20 protein-coding genes, 2 tRNA genes and 2 pseudogenes are annotated in these 24,637 nt (G+C 36.0%); 16 read left to right on the plus strand and 8 right to left on the minus strand.

Going from position 1 to position 24,637, the window contains the following annotated elements; genetic code table 11:
• Positions 1-92: 92 nt before the first annotated feature.
• Both hflX and hfq read right to left on the minus strand, forming a co-directional pair.
• Positions 93-1,436, minus strand: a complete 1,344-nt coding sequence (gene hflX, locus ACFIKO_RS07270) for a GTPase HflX (protein WP_375673612.1) — start codon at positions 1,434-1,436, stop codon at positions 93-95.
• Between the two features lie 54 nt (positions 1,437-1,490).
• Positions 1,491-1,730, minus strand: a complete 240-nt coding sequence (gene hfq / locus ACFIKO_RS07275) for an RNA chaperone Hfq (RefSeq protein WP_005773461.1) — start codon at positions 1,728-1,730, stop codon at positions 1,491-1,493.
• 654 nt (positions 1,731-2,384) lie between these two features.
• Between hfq and ACFIKO_RS07280 the strand changes: the two genes are divergently transcribed.
• From ACFIKO_RS07280 to mazG, 8 genes are all read left to right on the plus strand, one after another.
• Positions 2,385-6,944 carry a hypothetical protein gene (locus ACFIKO_RS07280; RefSeq protein WP_375673614.1) on the plus strand — a complete coding sequence of 1,520 codons (4,560 nt, stop codon included), beginning with the start codon at positions 2,385-2,387 and terminating at the stop codon, positions 6,942-6,944.
• A 1,023-nt stretch (positions 6,945-7,967) separates the two neighbouring features.
• Positions 7,968-10,286: an NADP-dependent malic enzyme gene (locus ACFIKO_RS07285; RefSeq protein WP_375620201.1), complete on the plus strand. Its 2,319-nt coding sequence runs from the start codon at positions 7,968-7,970 to the stop codon at positions 10,284-10,286.
• A 189-nt stretch (positions 10,287-10,475) separates the two neighbouring features.
• Positions 10,476-10,760, plus strand: coding sequence for an acyl carrier protein (locus tag ACFIKO_RS07290; protein WP_375620202.1), 285 nt, complete (start codon positions 10,476-10,478; stop codon positions 10,758-10,760).
• 10 nt (positions 10,761-10,770) lie between these two features.
• Positions 10,771-11,946, plus strand: coding sequence for a beta-ketoacyl-ACP synthase (locus ACFIKO_RS07295; protein ID WP_375620203.1), 1,176 nt, complete (start codon positions 10,771-10,773; stop codon positions 11,944-11,946).
• Between the two features lie 15 nt (positions 11,947-11,961).
• On the plus strand, positions 11,962-13,236 hold the full coding sequence (locus ACFIKO_RS07300) for a beta-ketoacyl-ACP synthase (RefSeq protein WP_375673617.1): 1,275 nt from the start codon (positions 11,962-11,964) through the stop codon (positions 13,234-13,236).
• A gap of 58 nt (positions 13,237-13,294) precedes the next feature.
• Positions 13,295-14,323 carry a zinc-binding dehydrogenase gene (locus tag ACFIKO_RS07305; protein ID WP_375673619.1) on the plus strand — a complete coding sequence of 343 codons (1,029 nt, stop codon included), beginning with the start codon at positions 13,295-13,297 and terminating at the stop codon, positions 14,321-14,323.
• 6 nt (positions 14,324-14,329) lie between these two features.
• Positions 14,330-15,259, plus strand: a complete 930-nt coding sequence (locus ACFIKO_RS07310; protein ID WP_375620213.1) for a lipid A biosynthesis lauroyl acyltransferase — start codon at positions 14,330-14,332, stop codon at positions 15,257-15,259.
• A 33-nt stretch (positions 15,260-15,292) separates the two neighbouring features.
• Positions 15,293-16,045 (plus strand): nucleoside triphosphate pyrophosphohydrolase, encoded by a 753-nt coding sequence (gene mazG / locus ACFIKO_RS07315; protein WP_375673620.1) that lies wholly within the window; start codon positions 15,293-15,295, stop codon positions 16,043-16,045.
• Between the two features lie 69 nt (positions 16,046-16,114).
• Here the strand turns inward: mazG and ACFIKO_RS07320 are convergent, their stop codons facing one another.
• On the minus strand, positions 16,115-16,480 hold the full coding sequence (locus ACFIKO_RS07320; RefSeq protein ID WP_015856470.1) for an iron-sulfur cluster assembly accessory protein: 366 nt from the start codon (positions 16,478-16,480) through the stop codon (positions 16,115-16,117).
• A 568-nt stretch (positions 16,481-17,048) separates the two neighbouring features.
• On the opposite strand from ACFIKO_RS07320, the gene ACFIKO_RS07325 reads away from it, so the two are divergent.
• Positions 17,049-17,125 (plus strand) — tRNA-Pro (locus ACFIKO_RS07325).
• Between the two features lie 259 nt (positions 17,126-17,384).
• Here ACFIKO_RS07325 and ACFIKO_RS07330 read toward each other — a convergent pair.
• Positions 17,385-17,852, minus strand: coding sequence for an Hsp20 family protein (locus ACFIKO_RS07330; protein WP_273788169.1), 468 nt, complete (start codon positions 17,850-17,852; stop codon positions 17,385-17,387).
• 279 nt (positions 17,853-18,131) lie between these two features.
• Here ACFIKO_RS07330 and ACFIKO_RS07335 point away from each other — a divergent pair, with 279 nt between their 5' ends.
• The 3 genes from ACFIKO_RS07335 (at position 18,132) to ACFIKO_RS07345 (ending at position 20,434) form a co-directional block, all read left to right on the plus strand.
• Positions 18,132-19,049, plus strand: a complete 918-nt coding sequence (locus tag ACFIKO_RS07335) for an alpha/beta hydrolase (RefSeq protein ID WP_375673622.1) — start codon at positions 18,132-18,134, stop codon at positions 19,047-19,049.
• An 850-nt stretch (positions 19,050-19,899) separates the two neighbouring features.
• Positions 19,900-20,262 carry a cell cycle two-component system response regulator CpdR gene (cpdR, locus tag ACFIKO_RS07340; protein WP_005773448.1) on the plus strand — a complete coding sequence of 121 codons (363 nt, stop codon included), beginning with the start codon at positions 19,900-19,902 and terminating at the stop codon, positions 20,260-20,262.
• Between the two features lie 97 nt (positions 20,263-20,359).
• Positions 20,360-20,434 (plus strand) — tRNA-Val (locus ACFIKO_RS07345).
• A gap of 89 nt (positions 20,435-20,523) precedes the next feature.
• Here ACFIKO_RS07345 and ACFIKO_RS07350 read toward each other — a convergent pair.
• From ACFIKO_RS07350 to ACFIKO_RS07365, 4 genes are all read right to left on the minus strand, one after another.
• On the minus strand, positions 20,524-20,802 hold the full coding sequence (locus ACFIKO_RS07350; RefSeq protein WP_375673630.1) for an XRE family transcriptional regulator: 279 nt from the start codon (positions 20,800-20,802) through the stop codon (positions 20,524-20,526).
• A gap of 182 nt (positions 20,803-20,984) precedes the next feature.
• Complete coding sequence (locus tag ACFIKO_RS07355; RefSeq protein WP_375673624.1) at positions 20,985-21,767, minus strand: DNA adenine methylase; 783 nt, start codon at positions 21,765-21,767, stop codon at positions 20,985-20,987.
• Positions 21,768-21,792: 25 nt separating this feature from the next.
• Positions 21,793-22,023: a hypothetical protein gene (locus ACFIKO_RS07360; RefSeq protein WP_375620209.1), complete on the minus strand. Its 231-nt coding sequence runs from the start codon at positions 22,021-22,023 to the stop codon at positions 21,793-21,795.
• 116 nt (positions 22,024-22,139) lie between these two features.
• Positions 22,140-22,367 carry a hypothetical protein gene (locus tag ACFIKO_RS07365; RefSeq protein WP_375620215.1) on the minus strand — a complete coding sequence of 76 codons (228 nt, stop codon included), beginning with the start codon at positions 22,365-22,367 and terminating at the stop codon, positions 22,140-22,142.
• Between ACFIKO_RS07365 and ACFIKO_RS07370 the strand changes: the two are divergent.
• The 4 genes and pseudogenes from ACFIKO_RS07370 to ACFIKO_RS07385 all read left to right on the plus strand — a co-directional run.
• Positions 22,317-22,684: pseudogene (locus ACFIKO_RS07370) on the plus strand (hypothetical protein); the annotation flags it as partial. The gene ACFIKO_RS07365 and the pseudogene ACFIKO_RS07370 sit on opposite strands and share 51 nt — an antisense overlap.
• 579 nt (positions 22,685-23,263) lie before the next feature.
• Positions 23,264-23,996: pseudogene (locus ACFIKO_RS07375) on the plus strand (antA/AntB antirepressor family protein).
• 32 nt (positions 23,997-24,028) lie between these two features.
• Complete coding sequence (locus ACFIKO_RS07380) at positions 24,029-24,271, plus strand: hypothetical protein (protein WP_375620210.1); 243 nt, start codon at positions 24,029-24,031, stop codon at positions 24,269-24,271.
• A gap of 64 nt (positions 24,272-24,335) precedes the next feature.
• The coding region (locus ACFIKO_RS07385) for a major capsid protein (RefSeq protein WP_375673627.1) at positions 24,336-24,637 on the plus strand (302 nt) is incomplete at its 3' end.

Consider the following 24,637-nt stretch of genomic DNA (forward strand, 5'->3'; position numbering starts at 1 on the left):
AGTAACTATCCTCTTAACTTGCTGTCATATTATTTTCAGATAATAAAAACATAAAATTTAAGCACAAATGTTCAGCAATAGCTTTAAACAACTTAATTCATATTTTTTTTGATGTTCTCTAATTGTTTTTTTGCTTCAGAAGTAATAACGGCTTTAATGGTAACAGACCCATCATCATGTCCTTCTTGCACTATTTCCGCAGAGTTTTCATAAAACCAATCGATAAGCGACATTTCATGAGGTTTTAAAAGATATTCAATGCTTTGCACCTCTCCAAAAATTCGCTTTTCAATGGCTCTTAATAATTGATCGAGTCCATCCCCCTTAAGCGCAGATACCATGAGAGCAGGATTTAATCGTGTTTTTGCGCTTGTTTGTAAAACATTCAATGCCTGCTCATCCAACATATCAATCTTATTCCAAACTTCTATGATATGCTCCATATCATCAATATCGATATCAAGACTTGAAAGCACTTCTAAAACATCTTGGGCATGTGCACGATGATCAAGATCTGACATATCTCTTACATGAAGAATGAGATCCGCTTCAACCACTTCTTCAAGCGTTGCACTAAAAGCTGCAATCAAATTTGTTGGCAAGTTAGAAATAAACCCTACAGTATCAGACAAAAGAATAGTTTTTCCATGGGGAAGAACAACTTTGCGCAAAGTCGGATCAAGCGTTGCAAATAACATATTCTTTGCTAAAACATCTGCACCACTTAAACGGTTAAAGAGAGTTGATTTTCCTGTATTCGTATATCCTACCAGTGCCACAACAGGATAAGATGTTTTTTTCCTTTTTGCTCTATGAAGTGCACGTGTTTTAATAACCGTTTCCAATTCGCGTCGAATACGAATAATTTTCTCTTGTAAAAGACGCCTGTCTGCTTCAATTTGCGTTTCACCAGGTCCACCTAGGAAGCCACGCCCCCCCCGTTGCCTTTCCAAGTGCGTCCAACTACGCACAAGTCGCCCTTTTTGATAGGACAAATGCGCTAACTCTACTTGCAAAACTCCTTCTTTTGTTCGTGCACGATCCCCAAAAATTTCAAGAATCAAAGCCGTTCTATCGATAACTTTGCAATTCCATAACTTTTCTAAATTACGCTGCTGTACTGGCGTTAAAAAGTGATCTACAATCGTAAGCTCAATAGAATATTCATCTATATAACAGGTTAACGAATCTACTTTACCTTTTCCAAAGAGAGTCGCAGAGCGAGGCGTTTCAATATTAATCGTTTCATAATTAACAACTTCTAACCTTATAGCACGCGCTAAACCTAATGACTCTTTAACACGAGAAGATATAGAACACTCTCTCAAAGAGCTTTCACTTCTATTTTCTTGAAAAATCGGTATCAAAACAAGTGCGCGCACCTGCCCTGTATTCTGCGAAAATACCCCTCCTAATCTCTCATTTTCATTTATCATAGCAATCTAAGTACTTTTAAAATGGGATAAGAGGTCTATCTTAAAATGATATGTTTACTCAGGACTTTCACCCTCAAACATCTGTACAGGCTGTCCAGGCATAATCGTAGAAATAGCATGCTTATAAACCAATTGCGCATGTCCATCTCGGCGTAAAAGAACACAAAAATTATCAAATGAAGTTACAATACCCGTGAGTTTAACGCCATTGACAAGAAAAATTGTAAGGGAAATTTTTTGCTTACGCACCGTATTTAAAAACACATCTTGCAGGTGTTGTGATCGCTCTGCCATTATTCTTACACCTTCATCTCGATTGCATAAAATATTCGTGCATGCATATCGACTGAAAAATATCCAATTGTCAACGTAGAAGCTTCAAAATTTAGCAACAAACAACTGAAATTAGAGAAAAAACGGCTCTTTAAGGCAATAATAAAGCGCAACTTACGAAAAGCTATATTAAATTAAAAATTTTTCCACGTTTACTCTTTTATAATCTTATAATTCAAAGGCATACTTTTATACATCCTAAGCTATTACAGACTATATGTGATGAAGAATCTGCTTCGTTTAGAATCAATAAAAGTAAACGGACAACAATATTTATTAACGATCATCGGTATTAAAGAGGGGTATTCGCACCTAACTGTATATATAACTGCTATTAAATTATCCTTATTTCAAAGACTAACAGCTTATAAAGTTTTTTATAAACACAAGTTGTAAACAGTATTTTTGTTTTTGTTAGATTCAAATAATAAATTGTTTTTACTATATTTTATAACATTTTTAAACAGGGTATAAGAAACCGCGTTAACTTTATCTTGATAAGTTTTTAAAATTTTTCCCTAAGCATATTCCTTTCTAAATAATTAACAGCTAGTATGTAGAAATTATGTGGAAGAGGACGTATCCCTTTTCCGTCTGTAAGAGTACGAGGCGAGTATGGCACGCAGAACCAAATTGCAAACATTTGAAGTTGAAGTTGAAGAAGCCCTCACAAAAGCTATGAACTTTGATTTCAATGACACAGGATTTGAAACAATATCATCCAATAATTCTGAAAATATTGTTAATGTCGATGATCTGATTCAAAAAATTGCAATGGCCGAAGAAGAATTCTTTGCTGAAAACGGTACGTCAACTTTTGTTTCTAATATTCATGATGAAGCTGTTGTTGATAAATCCGTTGTTGAACAGCTTTTTGCTCCCAAACCTTCACCTGATATTTCAGGTGGAACTGTTCATAATACGTTGTTGTCTACAAAACTTCTTCCTGCAAATGATGATATAACAACCCCTGTAAATTTTGGACTATTAAAGCAGCGTTCTTCCTCTCGAGTCTACTGGTATACAACAGCGCTTAGTGCTTTATGGGCAACGGGAGGAGCTTTTGTTGCGCATAAGCTCGCACCTATCGGGCTCAGCTCCTTATCCAATATCAGCACTTTTGTTACATCCCCAACAGGACTCGCTGTAGCAGCCGGAACAGCAATTCCTATCCTTATATCTTGGGGCGTTGCTCAATTAACAAAACGTTCAAACGACTTGCATAATATTGCTCTTCTTATGACAAATGCTGCACAGCGCCTTAGTGAACCACAACATTTATCTGAAAAACAAGCTATTGCTATAGGGCAAACCATTCGTGAAGAAGTAGCAGCAATGAACGAAGGTATTGAACGTACCCTCGGACGTGCTGTTGAACTTGAAGCAATCATACAAGGTGAAGTTCACAATCTAGAACAAGCCTATGCTGAAAATGAATCACGCATTCACACATTAATCAAAGAATTGAGTAATGAACGCATCGCCATTTTGAATCACGCAGATCGCGTAAAATCAACAATTAAAGGAACCCAAGAACAACTGAGTGATGAATTTGGTTTAGTTACCTCTAAAATTGTAACTAATGTTGAAAAGCTTGCACAAACCCTCTCTCAAACTTTACAAAAACAAGGTGAAGACCTTGTTGAAAAACTTTCCTATGCCGGTGATGGCGTAACAAATCAGCTTGTTGAAAAATTTAACGAAACAACAATACAAATTCAGCAGAAAAACACAGAATTTTTTCATGAATTAGGAAAAAACTTCGATGGTTTTGCAAAACGATTTGATCATAATGAAAAGCAAATAGAAAAAACCTTTAATGAAACAGCTGAAAAAGCGGAAGTACATGTTGCTAAAATTGCAACACATATACAAGCAGTAACAGATCAAACTTTGCACGCTGTCGATGAAAAGTTTAAAGCCTTGGATAAAGCTCTTATTGATCGTAATAATCAATCTCTACAGAATTTTGATGAGAAGATCTTAAAGCTCGACGACCAAGCACATAAACTCTCTTCTAAATTTGATAACGTCACCTCTCAAGCAATTGGAGCATTTGAACAACGTTTAGCAACTGTTGATCTTTCTCTTAAAGAACATAGTGATTCCATCATTGATTCCTTTATAGAACGCAGTCAGGCTTTAGAGGATAATGCTGAAAAACTTGGTAACTTCTTGGAATCTCATGTCTTGAAAATAAATGAAAACCTCCAAGAAAAAACAGCAGACATTACCCATGCATTTACAAATGGACGTGAAGCTATTCTTTCTGCAATTGATAAAAGTAAAGAAAGTCTGAGAGAAGAAATTCAGTATGTCGACAATGCCATTGTTGATATCATACAAGAACGTTCACAAGATTTTAAAGTACAACTTTCTGATCAACGAGCTCTTATGGCAGACATGCTCGATAACGAGAAGAATAAAATTGCGGATACATTAAGAAATCAAATTGATGTCTTGTCCCAAAATACTTCTCATATTGAAAAAGTTTTGGCTGACAATATTCAAGTCGTTGATAAACAAGCTGAAAATCATATCACAAACATCATTCAATGCACTGAAAAACTACAAGATGTCATTGTACAAAGCTGCAATACAACCCAAGATGCTTTAGAAGCACAAGCGAGAAATATTGATATCCGTGCCGATGCTCTGCGTGATTCTTTAGCGATTAATAGTTTTTCTCTCAATGAAGTTCTTGCCGATCAAGCACGCACACTTGAGCAACGCATGGAAACAATCCATAACCTCATTGCAAAAAGTGATATACGTGTCGATGTTGCGTTGAAACAACAAATAGATTTAGTTGAGAGTGCAATTGCAGCCAATAATAAGAACATTACTGAAACGGTTCAAGATCATATCAAAAACCTTGAAAGCCATGCTGAAATTTTAAAGAATACTCTTTCTCAATCGAGTGGTGTTTTCTTCGAAACCCTTGAAACACGTATGGAATCATTCGATACAGATCTAGAAGATCGTGCACACAAAATTTTTGAACGAACAACAACGCTAGAGGAAACATTATCTGAAAAATTTAGCCAAATCTGTGAAGCCATTGATATGCAAACATCTGTTATTGAAGAACGTTCTGACACGTTAAAAACGTCTCTCATGCTTAATAATGAGCAAAGTCAGATAATTCAACAAGCGCTGGAAAATAGTGTTGACAATATGCGTGTAACCTTAGAAGACTCTGTTAATATAGTTACAGATAACCTGCATAATAAGATTATAAAAGCTTCTGATATTCTTTCTTCTACGAGTGAACAAATTCTTTCATCTGTTACAAATGTTACTACACAAGCAGAAAATATTCTCTCAGAATCAGGCAATCGCATTGTATCAAATGTCAAAAAAACTGTTTATGATACCAGTGAAAAAGTTCTGTCCGTTCTGTCTGAACAAACAGCGCATACTGTCGAAGCTTTCACAACAGCCAGTCATAATGCACAAGCATTATTGAATGAAACCATTCACACATCAACAACAGCAATAGAGCAAGTTCTTAATGAACGCTGTGATGTTCTTCATCACTCTATGCAAAATTTTAAAAATAATTTAGGGTATCAGCTCTCTGATGTAACGAGCCGTCTAGAAGATGCAGAAAATCAAACAGCAACACAAATTTCAAAACATGTTGGAAAAATAACAGAGCTGACAAATCACTTAAATCAAGCAGCGCAAAATACGACAGAATCAATTGATTCTTTAACACAGCATATAGGAGAACAACTCTCTCTCTCCACACAAGAAGCTGAACAAAGAATTTATGCACATAATGAATTTTTAGTGAATAGCTTAACCAAAGCTAACTCTGAAACACTTCAAACAATAACGGTTATGAAGGAAGAACTTGTTAATAATGTCTCATCCGTCTTAACACAGTTGAATCAATCAATTTACAATTTTCACGAAAATAGTAATGTTTTATTATCAGCTGTTCAAAATATTGATGGTCAGTTTAATGAGAGCGCGAATAATTTTTTCCGCAACACGGACCAAGTAGCAGAGCGTTTGTCAGCCTCAAATCAAGTGCTCAATAATAGTGTTGAAATTCTGCAAGGACTTTCAAAGAATACCTTTGAACAAATTAATCATATAACGAGCAGTTTTGGTGAACATGCAAAGACACTTTCCCAAACTATTCATGTTCTTGAACAGTCTGAAAATTCACTTAGTGCAACACTTGAAGAAAAACATAATACGCTTTCTGTATTAAGCGATGCTCTTGTTTCAAAGTCTCATGAAATTAATCAAATGATTGGGCATTATGAAAAAATCTTCAACTTAGCACTTGAACGCTCCGATAAGAATGCACGTAACTCCACAAATTCATTCCAACAATCACTTAATAAGCTTGTTAGTGAAGCATCGACGCGTTTTTCAGAAGCAGCAGAAGACATACGTCGCTCCGCTGATGAGGTTCGTTTAGAACTTTCAAAGATTAATAATGATATCAATGAGAATGTTAAAAAACTTCCAGAAAAGACAAAAGAAACAACGCAAACAATTCGCACAGCTTTGAATGAACAGATTACAGCGTTACAAGATCTAGTCAGAGTTATACAAAATGATCAAAAGGACGCAAAAAAACAGCTGATATCAGAATTTCCTGCATCATCAATGTTTAATCAAAGAAGTGACAATTCCACTGAGTCCGTTAAAAAGATCGTACCACCTAAGCCTATTTTACAACAAGATCAAAGCAAAAAAAGACCAAATAAATGGGTATCAAATCTCTTAGAAAGAGCTTCACGTGAAGAAACATTTTATGATGCTCCCCCTAGTGATGATGTTTTAACTTCAGTGCAAACAAAACCATCTCCTGCAAACTGCTCTCTTAATTCATTAGCTTCTGGTATAGTGCAAGCTATTAATCACAATGCCATTATTGAGCTATGGGATCATTATCAACGTGGACAGAAAAACATCGCAACAGAACGCCTTTATACCTTAAATGGACAAAAAATATTTGAAATGATTAAGAGAAAATATACGAGCGATTTTGAGTTTAAACGTTCAGTGAATCAATATGTTACAGATTTCGAAAAGCTCTTACGTGATATATCGCGCAGTTCTGGTTCTTCAAACTCAGTTCGCAAATACCTGATATCAGATACCGGAAAAGTTTATACTATGCTTGCTCATGCAAGTGGTCGAATCCAATAAAAAATAAGAAAAGTGGAAAAAGATATTTTTTCCACTTTTTCTCTCTCCAGTTGTTTTAATGGCTCATCGTAAAGTACTTTGCTTTCAACTACAGCTTTGTACTTCAAAGACTGGGATAATTGGCATGCGATTTTCTTTGAGATCCTAAGCAATAACCCTAAAGAAGCGTAATGACTTAGCAAACAACATATCATTCTAAAAATGATAAAGCATATTTTCTATTTCCTTATCTTTTTCTTAACTCCTTTATTTTTTAAATGTTTTTTATCCACATATTACTCTCGTTTGAATTATATAAGTAAATATTTTTTATGATATTAGGTGAATTTTAAATAAAAGAATCTTATTGTATTCAAATTTCTCATTCAATATACAAAATGATGCATTATAAATTATAAAGAAAAGCGTTATGCGAAATATATGATTTTCATGTATAAAACCCGCAATTACAGCCATTTCAGGAACATCTTTGTTTATTAAAACACATGATTATCAGTATATAAAAAATACAGCGTTCACTATTAAGAATCCAATTGAATAATGAACAACACAACTTCCATTCTCAACGTTCCAGTCTCCTTTAAAATAGCTGAATAAACAATTTATAAATTACAAATTGTTATTTAAAATTTCTTCTACCTCCGTATAAAACTTGCAATAAAATATATATTTTATAAAAAATGGATGAAATTGATAGGAACCGTTCTTCTGTTCTTTCCTTATTTTGTAAACATTGCCAAAAATAATGGCTTGATAATGTAATCGTTAGAAAATATTTTATTTTTTTGTAAACTAATCAATTTTACGAGTTTTATTAAGGAGAGAAAAACAAATGTGCTGCTATCAATGAAATTATTCATGCAGACAAACAAAAAGAATCATCAAACTGGTTTTACGATCCAGAAGAATTTTCTCATGCTCATGCATTTTGATATTCAGAGAAATGAGGATCTATTAGTGGACAAAACCTTATCGTAGATGGAACATCTCATATACACATACGCTAACTTGGATATCATAAAAATGTCTAGAGAACGAAATAGTGATTTCAGTTCACCAAAAGCTGAACTTGACAGTGCCGCACTTTTTTATCACCAACACCCAAAACCTGGAAAATTGGAAATACAAGCAACAAAACCTCTTGATAATCAACGTGATTTAGCTCTTGCTTATTCTCCAGGCGTTGCAGCGCCATGTCTTGCGATTCATGAAGATCCCAATCTTGCTGCTCAATATACCTCCCGTGCTAATTTAGTTGCTGTTATATCCAATGGAACTGCTGTTCTTGGTTTAGGAAACATTGGTCCACTCGCTTCAAAGCCAGTTATGGAAGGCAAAGCCGTTTTATTTAAAAAATTTGCGAATATTGATGTTTTTGATATTGAAATTGATGCATCCGATATAGAACAAATGGTACAAACAATATCGACCTTAGAACCTACATTCGGTGGTATTAATCTTGAAGACATTAAGGCGCCGGAATGTTTTGACATCGAAGAAAAGCTTCGTGCTAAAATGAATATTCCAGTTTTTCATGATGACCAACATGGAACTGCCATTATTGTTTCTGCGGCTGTATTAAATGCCTTAAATCTTTCAAGAAAAAAAATTGAAAATGCAAAAATAGTTACCTCAGGTGCAGGTGCTGCTGCCCTAGCTTGTCTTAATCTTTTGGTTCGTCTTGGGGCGAAAGTTGAAAATATTTGGCTTAGCGACTTAGAGGGTGTTGTTTATGAAGGTCGCAAGACCCTTATGGATCGTTGGAAAATCAATTACGCACAAAAAACGGACGCACGAACTTTATCTGATATTATTGATGATGCGGATATCTTTCTAGGCCTATCTGCGGGTGGTGTTTTAAAGCCTGAATATCTTAAAAGAATGGCTCAAAATCCACTTATTTTAGCGCTAGCTAATCCAGTACCAGAAATTATGCCTGAAGAAGCACGCTCTATACGACCAGATGCAATGATCTGTACAGGACGCTCTGATTATCCCAATCAAGTTAATAATGTCCTTTGTTTTCCCTATATCTTCCGTGGTGCATTAGACGTAGGTGCTAGTGCAATTAATGAAGAAATGAAAATGGCCGCTGTTCATGCGATTGCTGCCCTTGCACGAGAAGAAACTTCAGATGTTGTAGCACGTGCATACTCAAAAGAACCACCCAATTTTGGACCAGACTATCTGATCCCCTCTCCTTTTGATCCGCGTTTAATACTACGTATTGCTCCCGCTGTTGCTAAAGCAGCAATGGCAACTGGTGTCGCCATTCGTCCCATTGAAGATATGGAAGCCTACTATGATACCCTCAATCGATTTGTCTTTCTTTCTGGTTTAACAATGAAACCTGTTTTTGCTGCAGCAAAAACAGCAAAACGTAAACGGGTCATCTATGCCAATGGTGAAGATGAACGCGTCCTTCGTGCAGCACAAGTTGTCATTGAAGAACAAACAGCAACGCCTCTCCTTATCGGCCGTCCACATGTCGTAGAAGCGAGATTAAAACGCTTTGGTTTAAAAATTCGTCCTGGTATAGATTTTGAATTAACAAACCCTGAAGATGATCCACGTTTTCGTGATTATGTTAATTTATTTTTTCATTATACAGGAAGGCGTGGTGTTACGCCTGAAATGGCAAAAACAGTAGTGAGAACATCAACAACTGCTATTGCTGCCCTTGCTGTCATGCGTGAAGAAGCAGATGCAATGATTTGCGGATTAGAAGGACGTTTTGAACGTCAACTTGAATTGATTGAACAAATTATAGGACTTGATCCTAATGTTCACCGTTTTTCTGCTATGAGTTTGCTTATCTCTCAACAACGTACTCTTTTCCTCACAGATACTTACGTCAATGAAAATCCTTCTGCAGAAGAAATCGCTGAAATGACTGTATTGGCAGCTCAAGAAGTTGAAGCATTTGGAATAACACCAAAAGCAGCCTTATTATCACACTCAAACTTTGGTTCTAAAAACACAGAAAGTGCGCGTAAAATGCGACGTGCAACAGAAATTCTTGCCAAATTACACCCTGATTTAGAAGCAGATGGTGAAATGCATGGTGATGCTGCCCTTTCCAAAGTTTTTCGTGATCGTGTCTTTCCTGATTCTCGTCTTAAAAGTGAAGCTAATTTGCTCGTCTTTCCAACACTTGATGCAGCCAATATCACGCTCAACACTGTTAAAAGCCTCACAAATGCACTCCATGTTGGTCCTATTCTAATCGGGGCAGCACGTCCCGCCCATATATTAACGCCTTCAGTAACTTCACGGGGAGTTGTTAATATAACAGCCCTTGCTGTCCTTGCAGCCAATAGAAAAAATAGTCTCGTAAAATAAATGCGCAATAAAATTTCAAAGTTTTTTAAATATTGAGATACAGTATTTCATGTACTGTAAACCTCTTTTCTCTATAGATAAAGACAGCTATATTCTGGATTAAGTCTTTTTTTTAAAGAAAAAAAAGGCTAGAAGAACAATATTAAATGTATTTTGAATTTACTAACTCTATAATAAGGAATCCGTACATTGCCTTCCACGTTTGATAAAGTTGCTGATATCATTGCAGAAATCAGTGAAATTGATCGCAATACGATTACACCTGAAAGTCATACAATTGACGATCTAGGAATCGACAGTCTTGATTTTCTTGATATTGTTTTCGCTATTGATAAAGCTTTCGGAATAAAAGTACCTCTAGAACAATGGACACAAGAAGTCAACGAAGGTACCGTTGCAACAGAAGAATACTTTGTTCTTAAAAACCTTTGTGCAAAAATTGATAATCTCGTTGCCTTAAAACAGGCGGAGTAGTTTTTTCACCATGCATGATCAATCTGTATTCATCACTGGTATAGGCCTCATAAGCTCTCTAGGGGAAGGAACTGATCAACATTGGAATCTCTTAAATGATCCAATCCGTACACCAAACCTAGATTGTACAACTTTTTCACCCTACACGGTTCATAAATTGCCCGAAATTGATTGGAGTTTACAAATTCCTAAAAAAAGTGATCAACGGCAAATGGGAACATGGCAGCGTCTTGGTACCTATGCGGCTGGTCTTGCTCTTGATGATGCTGGCATGAAAAATAATGTACAACTCACTTCGACAATGGATATGATCGTAGCAGCAAGTGGAGGAGAGCGTGATATTACTGTTGATACACAGATTCTTTCTAAAGCGCGCACAGTTGCCGATCATGCCTCTATGTTAAATGTTGCTCTTTCAACCGAACTTCGTCCAACATTATTTTTAGCACAACTTTCAAACCTTTTGGCAGGAAACATTTCAATTGTTCATAAAGTCACTGGATCATCTCGTACATTTATGGGAGAAGAAGGCAGTGGACTTTCTGCACTTAAAATTGCTGTAGCTCGTATTAAATCAGGTCAAAGTACCCATGCTCTTGTAGGAGGTTCCTATAATGCACAAAGTTATGATATGTTGTTGGCGCATGAACTTGGTGGTCTTTTAACCCATAATGGATGGAGTTCAGTGTGGGATCGTGAAATCCACCCCGGCGGCGGTATTATAGCCGGTTCTGGTGGTATCTTCATAGTTCTTGAAAGTGGAGAACATGCAAAAAAGCGCAACGCACGTGCTTATGCTGAAATTAGCCAAATTATTACAGACCAAACAGATAGAACCAAAATTCCACTTAGAGAATCAATTGCAACAATGTTAAAAACTGCGGGCGCTAAATCTGCCCTAGCCATTTCAGCTGCCTCGGGAGCTCACGAAGCAACAAAAGCAGAACAAAATGCTCTTGATAACGCTGATCTATCTTACCGTGGCATTGCAACATTATTTGGTTATATGCGGGAAGCGCAATTTCCTCTAGCTCTAGCTCTTGCAGCACTTTCAATTGAAAAAAAACACTGTTTTCCAGCGTTAAGTCCTCATGAAAAACCTTTTTCTAAAGAAGTACGTGAAATATTTGTTACAACTATTGGTATAAAAAGAGCTGAAGGTGTCGTACGTCTTACAGCTGTTTGAAGGGGAATTTCTATAGTGAAATATCATGATCATTTTGGGCGTCCACTTGTAGCAATAACTGGGGCAGGCATTGTCACATCACTGGGACAAGGCAAACATGAAAATTGGCAAAAATTAACAAGCGGTGTAAGCGGTATCCACAAAATAACACGTTTTCCCGTTGAGGGATTAAATACATATATTGCTGGAACAATTGATTTTCTCAAAGAAAGTACACTTGGTGCTTCAGCTCTTTCTGAGAAGCTTGCACTTCTTTCTGCTGAAGAAGCTTTGGAACAAGCTGCTGTTGATAAAAAAAATTTTAATGGACCACTCTTTCTAGCTTCTCCTCCTGTTGAACTTGAATGGAAAGCACGTTTTAGTCTTGATCAAGAGGAAGAATTCAATAATGAGCCTTCTTATGCACATCTTCTTAAAGTCTGTAAAGATAAACTCCATGAGACGCTTTTTGAATCCACACAATTTGGTGCAATTGCAGAAAAACTTCAAAAAACATTTGGCACAAAAGGACTTCCTGTTACACTTTCCACTGCCTGTGCATCTGGTGCAACAGCAATTCAATTAGGTGTTGAGTCTATTAGACGGAAAGAGACAAATAGAGCTCTCATAATTGCGACAGATGGATCAGTTTCAGCAGAATCTCTTATTCGTTTTTCGCTACTATCTGCTCTTTCAACTCAGAATGAGCCTCCAGAAAAAGCAGCAAAACCCTTTAGCCGTGATCGGGATGGATTTGTTATGGCAGAAGGCTCAGGTGCTTTTGTTCTTGAATCTCTTCAAAGCGCATTAAACCGTAATGCTACAGTTTTAGGAATTTTAGCTGGCTGTGGAGAAACAGCCGATGATTTTCACCGTACACGTTCAAAACCCGATGCATCACCAGCAATTGAATCCGTTCGCAAAGCTTTAGACGATGCAAAAATAACCATCAATGAAATTGATTATATTAATGCACATGGAACTTCAACACCTGAAAATGAGAAAATGGAGTATCTTGCATTATCAACAGTATTCGGTGATCTTTTAGAGCATATTCCTGTCTCTTCTAATAAATCAATGATTGGGCATACATTAACTGCTGCTGGTGCAATAGAAGCGGTTTTTTCGCTTTTAACCATTCAATCGGGGATACTTCCACCTACAATAAATTATGATAATCCTGACCCTGCTATCCCTTTAGATGTTGTTCCTCATCATAGCCGTAAAGCCTGTGTCAATGCGGTTTTGTCCAACTCATTTGGATTTGGTGGTCAAAATATGAGTCTTGTCATCACTGCATATAAAGGATAATCCTTTAATAATAAAATTTTATAACGCTAACCTAATAACATATTTAAGGGGAATGGTAATGCGTGCACTGCAACTCTTCGATGATCGTCGGCTTGAAATCACTAATATTTCCCCGCCATCTTCACCTAGTCTAGGTGAAGTAACTGTGCGGATAAAAGCTGTTGCTCTTAATCATATTGATGTATGGGGATGGCGTGGCATGGCTTTTGCGAAAAGAAAAATGCCACTCATCATTGGTGCAGAAGCCTCTGGTGAGGTTATACAAATAGGAGATGGCGTTGAACATCTTAAACTTGGACAGATTGTCTCAATTTATGGTGCACAAACCTGCGGAGTATGCCAAGCTTGTCATGAAGGACGGGATAATCTTTGCAGTCATGTAAAGGGAGTCTATGGTTTTCACCTTGATGGATTTGCGTGTGAGCTTGTCAATTTGCCAGCACGTTTATTAGTTCCATCACCTCCCCAATGTGATGAATTGCAGGCAGCGGTTGCTCCAATTACTTTTGGTACCGTAGAACATATGCTTTTCGATAACGCAAAACTACAAGCAGGAGAAACAATCCTGATACAGGCTGGTGGTTCAGGTATTGGCTCTGCAGCCATTCAACTTGCAAAACACATGGGCTGTACAGTTATCACAACTGTAGGCTCAGATGAAAAAATTGCAAAAGCACACTCTCTTGGAGCAGATCATGTGATTAATTATCGTAAAGATCGTTTTGAAGGTGTAGTGCGTAAATTAACCCAAAAAAAAGGTGTTGACGTTGTTTTTGAGCATGTTGGTGTAGATACATGGAACGGTTCTTTGTTATGTATGAAAAAAGGAGCACGCTTAGTGACTTGCGGTTCTACCTCTGGTGTTTCAGCACCAATAAATCTCATGCAATTATTCCAACAACAACTTAAGATATTCGGTTCATTTGGCTGCCGTATAGAAAATATGAAAAATGCTATGCAAAAAATGGCAGAAAAAACTATACACCCTGTCATTGATACAATTGTTGGGCTTGATGAAATTAATACAGCTTTAAAACGAATGGAGAGCCGTAATGTTTTTGGTAAAATTATCCTTAAAATCGATTAAATCATGATGAAGCTTTCTCTTAAAAAGATCATATATCTTATTAAAATTATAGCTAAAAAAATATCCTACTTGTTATGGGCATATCTGCTCTTTGGTTCTTTATTTATTCTAAAATGCTTTCCTGCCAAAATGGGAGTCTCTTTTTTTTCTTGGTTGGTAAAAAAAATTGGTCCCCTTTTACATCGTCATCAAATCACACTTACAAATCTTAGAGGTGCATATCCAGAAAAAACAGAGCAAGAACTCCATGCAATTGCAATAGAAATGTGGGAAAATATAGGATGTTTCCTAGCCGAATATATTTTTCTTGATAAAATTTTTGATTTTGATCCTCATGCGGACGAGCCAGGTTTCATTGAGGTTAAAGGCGTTGAAATATTTGAGCGATTAAAAAATGAAAAAAAACCACATATTTTTTTCACCGCACATACTGGAAATTTTGAACTTCTACCTATTTGTGCACAAAGTTTTGATCTTAACGTTACGGTATTATTTAGACCACCCAATAATCCCTATGTTGCCAAACGAGTCCTTAAAGCACGACAAACTTCTATGGGGCATCTTATTCCCTCCAAGGCCGGTGCAGCATGGGCATTAGCAGCCAAATTAGAAAAAGGTGAAAATGTTGGTATGCTCGTTGATCAAAAATTTCGCCGCGGTATCATGGGAACATTTTTTAATAGACCTCTTAAAACAAATCCCTTAATTATAAAACTCGCTCGACAATATGACTGTGATATTTATCCAGCACGTTGTATTCGTTTGCCTAATGGACGCCATCGTTTAGAGTTATATGAACATATAGAACTTCCACGTGATGAAAAAAATGATATTGATATAGCTGCTTCTACGCAAAAATTAAATGATATTGTTGAATCTTGGGTCCGTGAATACCCTGGACAATGGATGTGGTTACATAGACGTTGGGACATCTAACATAAAGCTCTATTGCTTACAAAGGAAGTGCAAATGTTAGCCTCAAAAGACATCAAAGATCTCATTGCAATTATCACTGCATTACGAAATTCTGATAGCGGTTGTATCTGGCATAAAAAACAAACTTTTGAATCCCTCATACCCTATATGCTCGAAGAAATTTACGAAGTCATCGATGCCATTGAACGAAAAAACCGAAAGGATCTCTGTGAAGAACTTGGAGATCTTCTTTTACAAGTTATCTATCATGCTACCATTGCACAAGAAGAAGGCAGCTTTACTTTTGAAGATGTTGTTTATGCAATCACGGCAAAAATGATTCGACGCCATCCTCACGTTTTTGGAAATGCCGAGCAAAAAAAATTGCGCGAAGAAAAAAACAACAATTCCTCCACAAGCATACTCGCACAAGTAAAACAAATCCAGCCAGCAAACCAAGAGGCACTTGCTTTACAAGAAGCAGCAGCTAAAGTAGGTTTTGATTGGAAAAAAAGTGATAAAGTTTTTGAAAAAATAGAAGAAGAACTCGAAGAGCTCAAAGAAGCCATCAAAAATAAACAAAATTCAGAGATAGAAGCAGAGTTTGGAGATCTCTACTTTATTCTCCTTAATCTCGCACGCCACTTAGCGATTGATTCACAAAAAGCATTAAAAAAAACGAATATAAAATTTCGAAACCGTTTTGCCTATATTGAAGAAAAGCTATCCACTCAATCTAAAACACTCACTGACGCATCCTTGAATGAAATGGAAGCACTTTGGAAACAAGCTAAAAATGAACAATAAAAATATTAGATTTTTTCTACCTCAAAGAACAAGTCCCTCTAAAATTACTGAATTATAATTCAGCTCAACTCAATTTGTTTTATATTGATCCTGCGTAGCAGGACGAAGTTCCACCGATTCGCCACACCCACATGCTGAAACTTGATTAGGATTTTTAAAGACAAAACCAGAACGAAGCGTTGTCACTTCATAATCCATCTGCGTCCCTAATAAAAATAATACCGCATCATGTGCTACGAAAACACGGGCACCATTCACTTCAACAACATCCGCATCTATCCCCTTTTCTTTGACAAGAGTAATTGTATACTCCATCCCTGCACAACCACCTTTTTTGATACCAACAAGAATACCCTGTGCATCTTTTGCGTCCATAATCGCTTTAACACGATCCACTGCTGCTTCCGTCAAATTTATTACCGAAAAACGGCTCATGGTTTACTCTTTTCTTAGTTCAATAAACACTTTGAAAGTTTTTTCTCTATAATATTGTATCTGGTATTTTAGAAAAAAAACAACAAAACCTAAATTAAAGTATTCTAACCTTGTTTATTTGGATAAAAACGCGTACCCATAAAATGAGATTTATGATTATACAATCCAGAACTTACAATTTTTTGTCCACATAAAACACAAAATACTTCGTCTATAAAAACTCTAAACAAAGGAAAACGTTTCAATACCATACATTCACTCCTCTCCTTTTGAAAATCTTTATCTTTTTAGAAAAGTAACGATTAGATAAGGAAAAAATATACCCCCCGTACTCATTTTCTCCCCTCCTTCTCCAATTCATACCCCTAAAGCCACCAATCTTACCCCTTCACAAAATGATTACAAAGAATTTTACAGATTTGTTACGTATCTTGAATTGATAACAAGATATTGATGTCCAAAATTTTTACTTTCAAAAGCTCTAAGTGCAAAAGCATTTTAGATTTTATTCTGTTTATTTTTTCTCTTGCCTTTAAAGAAACAGTCATTTAATCGTTTTACACAAACTCGGAGCGTAGCGCAGCTTGGTAGCGCACTTGACTGGGGGTCAAGGGGTCGTGGGTTCAAATCCCGCCGCTCCGACCATTTTTAAAATGCTATAAAATAAAAAATAAGCTTACTTAAAAAGTGAATTATTATGCATTTCAATTAGGACATACATGAATTTTTTCTTCAACGTAGAATAATGTGCAATAACATTTTATCATAAACTCGAAATAAGCTGTTTTATTAAAATAAGCTTCGTTCTTAGGAGAACACACACGAAACGCGAGACCTTTTGCCTCGCGTTTTTTATTCTTCAGAAAAATTTATAATTATTCGATCTCATATTTTCTAAATTTTCCTACACGACAATGTCGCTATTATCATTTTTTGTAATGGATGGTGACATCTGTACGGTTATCTTTTTGGGTTTTAATTCAGCTGGCATTTCCCTTTTAAGCTGAATATGAAGAAGCCCATCTCCAAGTTCTGCTCCAATAACCTTAACATGATCAGCCAAATGAAAACGCCGTTCAAAAGCACGCGAAGCAATGCCTCGATAAAGGAATTCTCGCTCTTCATCATCATTTTCAGACTTTCTGTTTCCCTTAACGATCAGCTGGTTACAATGCGTTTCAATATCAATTTCATCTTGAGAAAAACCAGCAACAGCCATAGAAATTCTATAAGAATCTTCAGTTAAACGCTCGATATTATAAGGGGGATAAGAAGAAACTTCATCTGGTTGTCTTCTAGAATCAAACCAGTTAAAAAGATGATCAAAACCTACTGTGGAACGATAAAATGGTGAAAAATCTACTTGACGCATAATATTGCCCTCCTCTAGAGCGACTATAATTTATAATTAATTCACAAAGTTCCCAAATGGCAAACTTACTTGTGAACCTGCGGCCCCATCATGGCAACCACACTATATTATCTGGTAATTGTTTTTCTTTATTTCAACTCTTTGGAATCTAAATTGATAAAAACTATCTAAAAAGCAATATACCCCTTTTTAAATCCTTTTTCTTCATTACATAAATGTCAAAGTCCTCTCATTATCTCACGTTGCACTAAGCGGCAAATACACTGTAAAGGATTTCAATTGGAAACACCTATTTATCCCATAGACTGGGCTTCCACTCCTCCTAATATCCATCATGGTACTCTTAAAATAGCAATAGATCACGAAATTCGTTTTGCGATAACATATCCTGAGGTGGAAAAATCTAAGGGAACAATTGTTATTCTCAAAAGCTACGCAAGTACTTTAGAAAAATATTTTTTATTAATAAATGAAATTTCTAAACGCGGTTTTCATACAGCAATATTTGACTGGTTTGATCAAGAAAAAAAATCCTTCAAGATAAGAAAACAAAGCCGACATAATTGTTTTGATATAAATAATGATATTAATGACTTATATAAATTTCTTAAAAATATTGTTTATCCTAATTGTCCGCCTCCTTACTCTATGCTCGCCTATGGTATAGGTGGATTGATAGCACTTAGCGGATTAGATCTCATTAATCATCGGTTTAATAAATTGCTCTGTGTTTCTCCTCTTTTTGCTCCATTCGGTAATAAAACGAATGGTTTTCAACATAAGTTAACACAATTTCTTTCTGATATAGGTCTTGGCTTTATACCAGCGAAAGATGGGAAAAAATTAAACAAAACAAAACAAAACAAAATACAATTGGGACACATGCATAAAGTGCCGTTCCATTCCATTAAGCCCCCAACATCCCAATGGATGGCATCGGTATTTAATGCGATCGATTCTATGAAGAGAAATGTACTCCACGGAGATTTACGAATTCCAACACTCTTTATTCTTGCCAATCAAAACAATATTGCAAACAACATTGAAGTGCGGCAATTATGCCAACACACACGCCTGACAGAAAGTATTACTATTACAGGCGCTAAACTGGATACAATTATGGTTAACGAAAATTATAAAAAGCAATTTTGGGCTGCATTTGATGCATTTATTCCCGATAATGTATTTGTAAAATAACACTAAATCTTAATTTCCGCACCGCCCATAAAAAAAGAAAATTTCTACGAGCGTTGGATCTACAAACACTTTTTAATATAATGGATTTTACTTTCCAACCACTCATATGATTCGTTTTCTAGCCTCTACAGGCAAGCCATGACCTAAATATTTACCACGCATTCTAATAAAAAACTAATATACAAAGTATATCGTTACATTAAACAAAATTATTTTACATCATAAAAAATAACTTAATAAAAAAATATTTTGTATAATTAATAAAAATGAATATAATAAATCTACTTAATATAACATGATAGATATTTATAAATAAAACATCAAAATACTATTTTTGATCTATTATTAAGTGTTAATTTAATATTATATCTAGAAAAATAATAGTTTTCATCTATTTAAGGAAAAAACTGAAAATAAAGCGCACTTATAATATTTATTACAAATCTCTATAAAAACAAATAACTATGAAATTTCTATTTCTTAAGAGAACTTTTAAAAAACAATAAATTAACATAATATTCTTCTAATTTCTCTATATAGCAAGTCCCTACAGTAACGGTTTTCATAAGTTTTTTTAATGAAATTCTGATAATAATCAGCGAATTTAAAAGAAAAGATAGCAATGAATCATCTTAAAAGTTTTAGAGAACCCCTTCTTTTTTCAAAATCACATATATTTTGAATTTAACCAACTCACAACGAATATGCTGTATTCTGAATAAGAATGTAAGAATTAACCATTTTGCCATTCATTTCAATTATGAGCATTTTACCGTCTTTTTTATAAATACTCTATATTGTATAATTGATGCGGCAAAACTCTGACAAATGGAGCCATTGGAACATAATCATGAAACGAATCCTGCTCGCAGAAGATGATAACGATATGCGTCGCTTTCTCGTAAAAGCCTTAGAACGTGCAGGCTACGAAGTCGCCGATTTCGATAATGGTATTAGCGCGTATGAACGTTTACAAGAAGAGCCATTTTCCCTTCTCCTGACTGATATTGTGATGCCAGAGATGGATGGAATCGAACTCGCACGACGTGCTACTGAGATTGACCCCGATTTACGAGTAATGTTCATTACAGGTTTTGCAGCGGTAGCACTCAATTCAAATAGTGATGCCCCTCCTGATGCAAAGGTTCTCTCTAAGCCATTTCACTTACGTGAACTCGTCAATGAGGTTGAAAAGATCCTTATCGCTGCTTAAAAAGTATTTTTTTAAGTTATTTGCATCTGTTGAAAGAGAAAACGAAATTAGGCATTGACGTTTGTCATTCTATATGGTGTATGCAACATCAATGAATGGGCGTGTAGCTCAGCGGGAGAGCACTACGTTGACATCGTAGGGGTCACAGGTTCAATCCCTGTCACGCCCACCAGATTCTTTTTCTTATTCTATAACTTGCTGTATTTATACATCTTTTTTACTGTTAGGGATGTCTGAATAAAGTTAGAGGAATAGGATTTTTTAACATTTCTCTACAAAGGTAGCATTTTTCTCTCTTTTTGATTCGCGAATTACTTCTGGTATTTGTTTGAATTTTTCTAAATCCTCTTGTGTAAAAATATCTATAAATCTAGAAAACATGCCAACAATTTCACGCCTCAACGGATCAGAAGTCTTGATTGTAAAACTTGTGCGACAAGCATCCGATTCTCTTCTCAAAATTTCTGCTACCCCTTGATCTAAAGCATAGAGTTCAATTATCTTTTCCTCCAGTCCTACAGGAACAGATTTTTTGCTGATCTATACAAAAGAGAAAAATGCTACAGATATGTCTAATTTCTTAGCCATATCTAAAAGGCGTTCTGAGTGATCAAGAGAAAGTTTCCGTAAAATTTTACCAAAGGATGTAAGCATCAAAAACGTCCTGTTAGAGAAAAAATATTTCTTCTGATTCTAACAAATCTTTTTATGATTTTCCTCAATTATTGCGAATCAAGAGTTCTTTTCGAAGAGTTTTTTTTAGCAAAACCAGAGGTCCAAAGGGTCTCTAATTCTAAAAAGTCAAAATCCCTAAAGATCTCTCGAACCTCATCACTATCATTCAGACTCAAGACAAATTTTCCTTGGATGCTTTTGAGAACTTTTGCCATACTCACAAAATCATCTTCAACAAAATTCCCAGAGCTGTAATACCTCCTCTCTACAAGATAAGGCGGGTCTAAGTAAAATAAACTGTCGGATGCATCAAAAAGTTCGACAACCCGCTCCCACGATAAATTTAAGATCGTCGTATCAAGAAGCTTCTGTCTAACACGCCGCATCCTTGCTAACAGCTTATCGGGATTAAATACTGTAGGCTTTTTCCTTCCAAAACCAAAAGAGACATATTCTTTTTTCCCATACATGACACAACGTTGGAGAAACAAAAAACGTGCGGCTCTTTCAACTTTGGAAAGGCTTTCTGGATCAATCGCCGCAAGTTCAAAAAACAACTGTCTTGAACAAACAAACCACCCTAGTTGTTTAGCCAAATCATCAAAGTCATTTTGAACACATTGAAACAGATTCGTGATCTCACCATTCAAATCATTAATCACGGAATATTTTGCTGGTCTTTTGTTTAGGAAAATAACACCAGAGCCTAAAAACGGTTCAACATAGGTTTCATGATCAATACTATTTAAAATCGGTATAATTTTCTTACGCAGATAGTGTTTACCCCCCATCCACGCAAACAATGTTTGTGTAAATTCTTGTTTCATCATATCTTTAAAGGAGAGATTGGACGTTCTAACTTTTTGTTATCCACTTTTTGAGGTGTGAGAAGCTATTCTCTACGGCGTCCACGAAACGGGAAAAATCTATTACAAATATAAAGAGGATGAAGGCAATCAATTTCATGATGCGTGACATCATCTTTAAGCCTTGGTAGGTCTCTATCATCTCGTGAAGGAGCTGTTGTTCTTTTTCTGTAAGACCTTTATCTTTGGTGCTTTGTTTCTTGACCATCTTTCCAACCACATAAATGGGCTCCCTGCTTGTTATGCTTCAAAATATCTCTTGCAAGGTTTGAAATGATGACCGCAACATACTGATTATCCAAATAAATGGGCAAGCAGCCACCACAAGAAACAGACCTATTTGCCGCGCACCAAACGAGAAAGTTCAGAACGCACACCAGCATCACTTTTTTGATTAACTTCATTTTCTACCTCAAGACGTATTGTTGCTGTCTTTAAAGCATTCTCTGTTTGCTTTTGCCGTTCGCTTTGCTTGCCAAGGTGAAACGCCTTGGCTAAAGCCGCTATAAAACAAAACTTCTCAAGACAGATATCATTGGTTCTGGAACACCGATACCTCTTAATTTTTTCAAGCAAAAAAAAACAAAACGCGGCGTAACTTACACAATGTTTGGAAAAAAGAAATCTTGCCTCATGGTTTTATCAAGGGTAGAAGTTTTCCAAAGCGTGTTGATTTTAAAAAGATGAAGAATAATGTTTTTCAAAGGGTAGACGGAAGTAAATTCCCCATTGCAAAACAAGAAGGATCATCAATTGCTGGAGTAATGTCCAAGCCAGAAATCACAAATTCTATCGCACAATATGCCAGTAAAAGATTAACTAAAAACATACAGAGACAACTTGAACGTCAAGAATACGCTGCTAATAAGAAAGCTAAATAATGTTCTCAAGCTTTATCTACCTATCCCATATCCTTATAAGTTTATGCATTACACACTTTGATTGCAATTTTAAAAACGAATTATCACTTATGCTTTGTTTTTTTTATAAAAAAGTCAATAAAATCAATATAAAAGATACTTCCCAGCGAGTTAGCTTCGTTACGGGGCAGGCTGCGCAAACTATCGCTAGCGACAGAATTTTCAAATTAACTGTACATTGTACACTTAACTCATTGATAAATAATGATTTCAATATGTACACTGTACAGTATATAATTATTTTGAGATGGAAATTATTTTTATTCTCGACATTATTGCGTCAATGTATATTTTCGAATCAGGTGCCTAAGAAACACCTTAAATCGATAGCGGATAAATTACCGACACAATCTCTTCTCCGCACATTAGAGACTTTGACTCATTATATGCTGCATGCATATAATGGGTTTGTCGGGTGTAGTTACGCTATACAATACTCTTTATGGGGAAAGCGTAACGACGGACTATCGACCGTCTTTCTTAGCGCCCAGCATTCTTCTGGAATATCAATAAGAAACCTCTAATCGATAGGAGTTCACTATGAACACTCTTATAGAAATTAAAGAACGGGTTATTGATAGAGAAGCTGTTCAAACCATCAATGCTCGTTATTTGCATGCATTTTTGGAAATTACATCAAAATTTGCAAACTGGATTAAAAATCGTATAAAAGAATGCAAATTTCGAGAAAATATAGACTTATAGTTTTTTCTAAAAATTTAGAAAAAGGGGAGCGTCCAAGCATGGAATATCACCTCACCTTAGACATGGAAAAACACCTTTCAATGATCGAGCGTAATGATAAAGGTCATCAAGCAAAAGAGTATTTTATCGAATGTGAAAAGCTTGCAAAACAAGTAGCGACACCGCAAATCGATTACTCCAAGCCCGAAGCATTACTTGGCGTCTTGAATCATCTACAAAATCAAATCGAACAGAAAGATAGCATCATTGCAGAATAGCAGCCAAAGCAGACGCGCTTGAGGATTTAAAGCCTTCTGATGGTTTGTTCGGTCCTATTGAAGCGGAAAAAACTCTTGAAGTACGACCAAAGGACTTAACAGATTACTTGCATAAACATGATTGGGTGTATCGCCGTGTTCCAAGTGGTCCATTATTACCCTATCAGGATAAAATCAAGAAAGGATTTATGGATTATCCTGCTATCACTATTCAAGGACCTGATGCTACAGAAAAGATACTGCCTTCAACAAAAATTACACCAAAAGGATTGGCATGTTTGAGAGAACAAATCTTTGGGGGGGTGCAATGAAGGTAGATACCAACTTTTTATGTAATGTGTGAATGGCTTTGTTTCAGTTTGTCAATTGTGAATATGTAGATAACAAAAATTGTAGTACTCTGGTTGACATTATGGGTGTGGTAGAAAAAGCTTTGATTTTAAAACCTCAAGATGAGGTACCGAATATTACAAAGATTCTAGCAGTTCTTAAAGGCTTTGGAACTTCAGAACTCCCGCATAGCATGAATTCGTTATTGCAAGCTTATGCTCCTACTTTGGAGAGCCCTGTTATGGAAGCTGCTTAGCTAAAAACATAACTCCCCTCTCCATTCTCAAAAATGGGGAGGTAGTTTAAAGATCAAGTTTTGAATGGGAGCCATTGAAAACTATGAGTTTCAACCTGGTCTTATAAACTCTCTTAATCTTTTTGAGGAAGTTGAAACGAGTACCACAGTGGTTGGGATTGAACGGCGTGATAATACATTTTCGCTTATTCAAACCAGTGAACGTGGCGCACATTTGGCAGAAGGTGATAGAGAGGGTCGTAATCTTCGGTTTTTCAAAACAACACGGATTGCCAAAAGTGATACGGTGAAATCAGAAGAAATCCAAAACCGGCGTGAATTTGGCGCAGAAGATCAGTTAGAAACAGCAATGAAATATATTGCCAG

This window comes from Bartonella sp. TS82HLJMH, from assembly GCF_042193495.1.
Taxonomy (GTDB): domain Bacteria; phylum Pseudomonadota; class Alphaproteobacteria; order Rhizobiales; family Rhizobiaceae; genus Bartonella; species Bartonella grahamii.

Excerpts from the sequence above, each read along its gene's own strand:
- ACFIKO_RS07295 (WP_375620203.1), top strand. The coding sequence starts at position 10,771 with ATGCATGATCAATCTGTATTCATCACTGGTATAGGCCTCATAAGCTCT.
- hfq (WP_005773461.1), bottom strand. The coding sequence starts at position 1,730 with ATGGCAGAGCGATCACAACACCTGCAAGATGTGTTTTTAAATACGGTG.
- ACFIKO_RS07280 (WP_375673614.1), top strand. The coding sequence starts at position 2,385 with ATGGCACGCAGAACCAAATTGCAAACATTTGAAGTTGAAGTTGAAGAA.
- hflX (WP_375673612.1), bottom strand. The coding sequence starts at position 1,436 with ATGATAAATGAAAATGAGAGATTAGGAGGGGTATTTTCGCAGAATACA.
- ACFIKO_RS07310 (WP_375620213.1), top strand. The coding sequence starts at position 14,330 with ATGAAGCTTTCTCTTAAAAAGATCATATATCTTATTAAAATTATAGCT.
- ACFIKO_RS07285 (WP_375620201.1), top strand. The coding sequence starts at position 7,968 with ATGTCTAGAGAACGAAATAGTGATTTCAGTTCACCAAAAGCTGAACTT.
- ACFIKO_RS07355 (WP_375673624.1), bottom strand. The coding sequence starts at position 21,767 with ATGATGAAACAAGAATTTACACAAACATTGTTTGCGTGGATGGGGGGT.
- cpdR (WP_005773448.1), top strand. The coding sequence starts at position 19,900 with ATGAAACGAATCCTGCTCGCAGAAGATGATAACGATATGCGTCGCTTT.
- ACFIKO_RS07330 (WP_273788169.1), bottom strand. The coding sequence starts at position 17,852 with ATGCGTCAAGTAGATTTTTCACCATTTTATCGTTCCACAGTAGGTTTT.
- mazG (WP_375673620.1), top strand. The coding sequence starts at position 15,293 with ATGTTAGCCTCAAAAGACATCAAAGATCTCATTGCAATTATCACTGCA.
- ACFIKO_RS07305 (WP_375673619.1), top strand. The coding sequence starts at position 13,295 with ATGCGTGCACTGCAACTCTTCGATGATCGTCGGCTTGAAATCACTAAT.
- ACFIKO_RS07380 (WP_375620210.1), top strand. The coding sequence starts at position 24,029 with ATGGCTTTGTTTCAGTTTGTCAATTGTGAATATGTAGATAACAAAAAT.
- ACFIKO_RS07320 (WP_015856470.1), bottom strand. The coding sequence starts at position 16,480 with ATGAGCCGTTTTTCGGTAATAAATTTGACGGAAGCAGCAGTGGATCGT.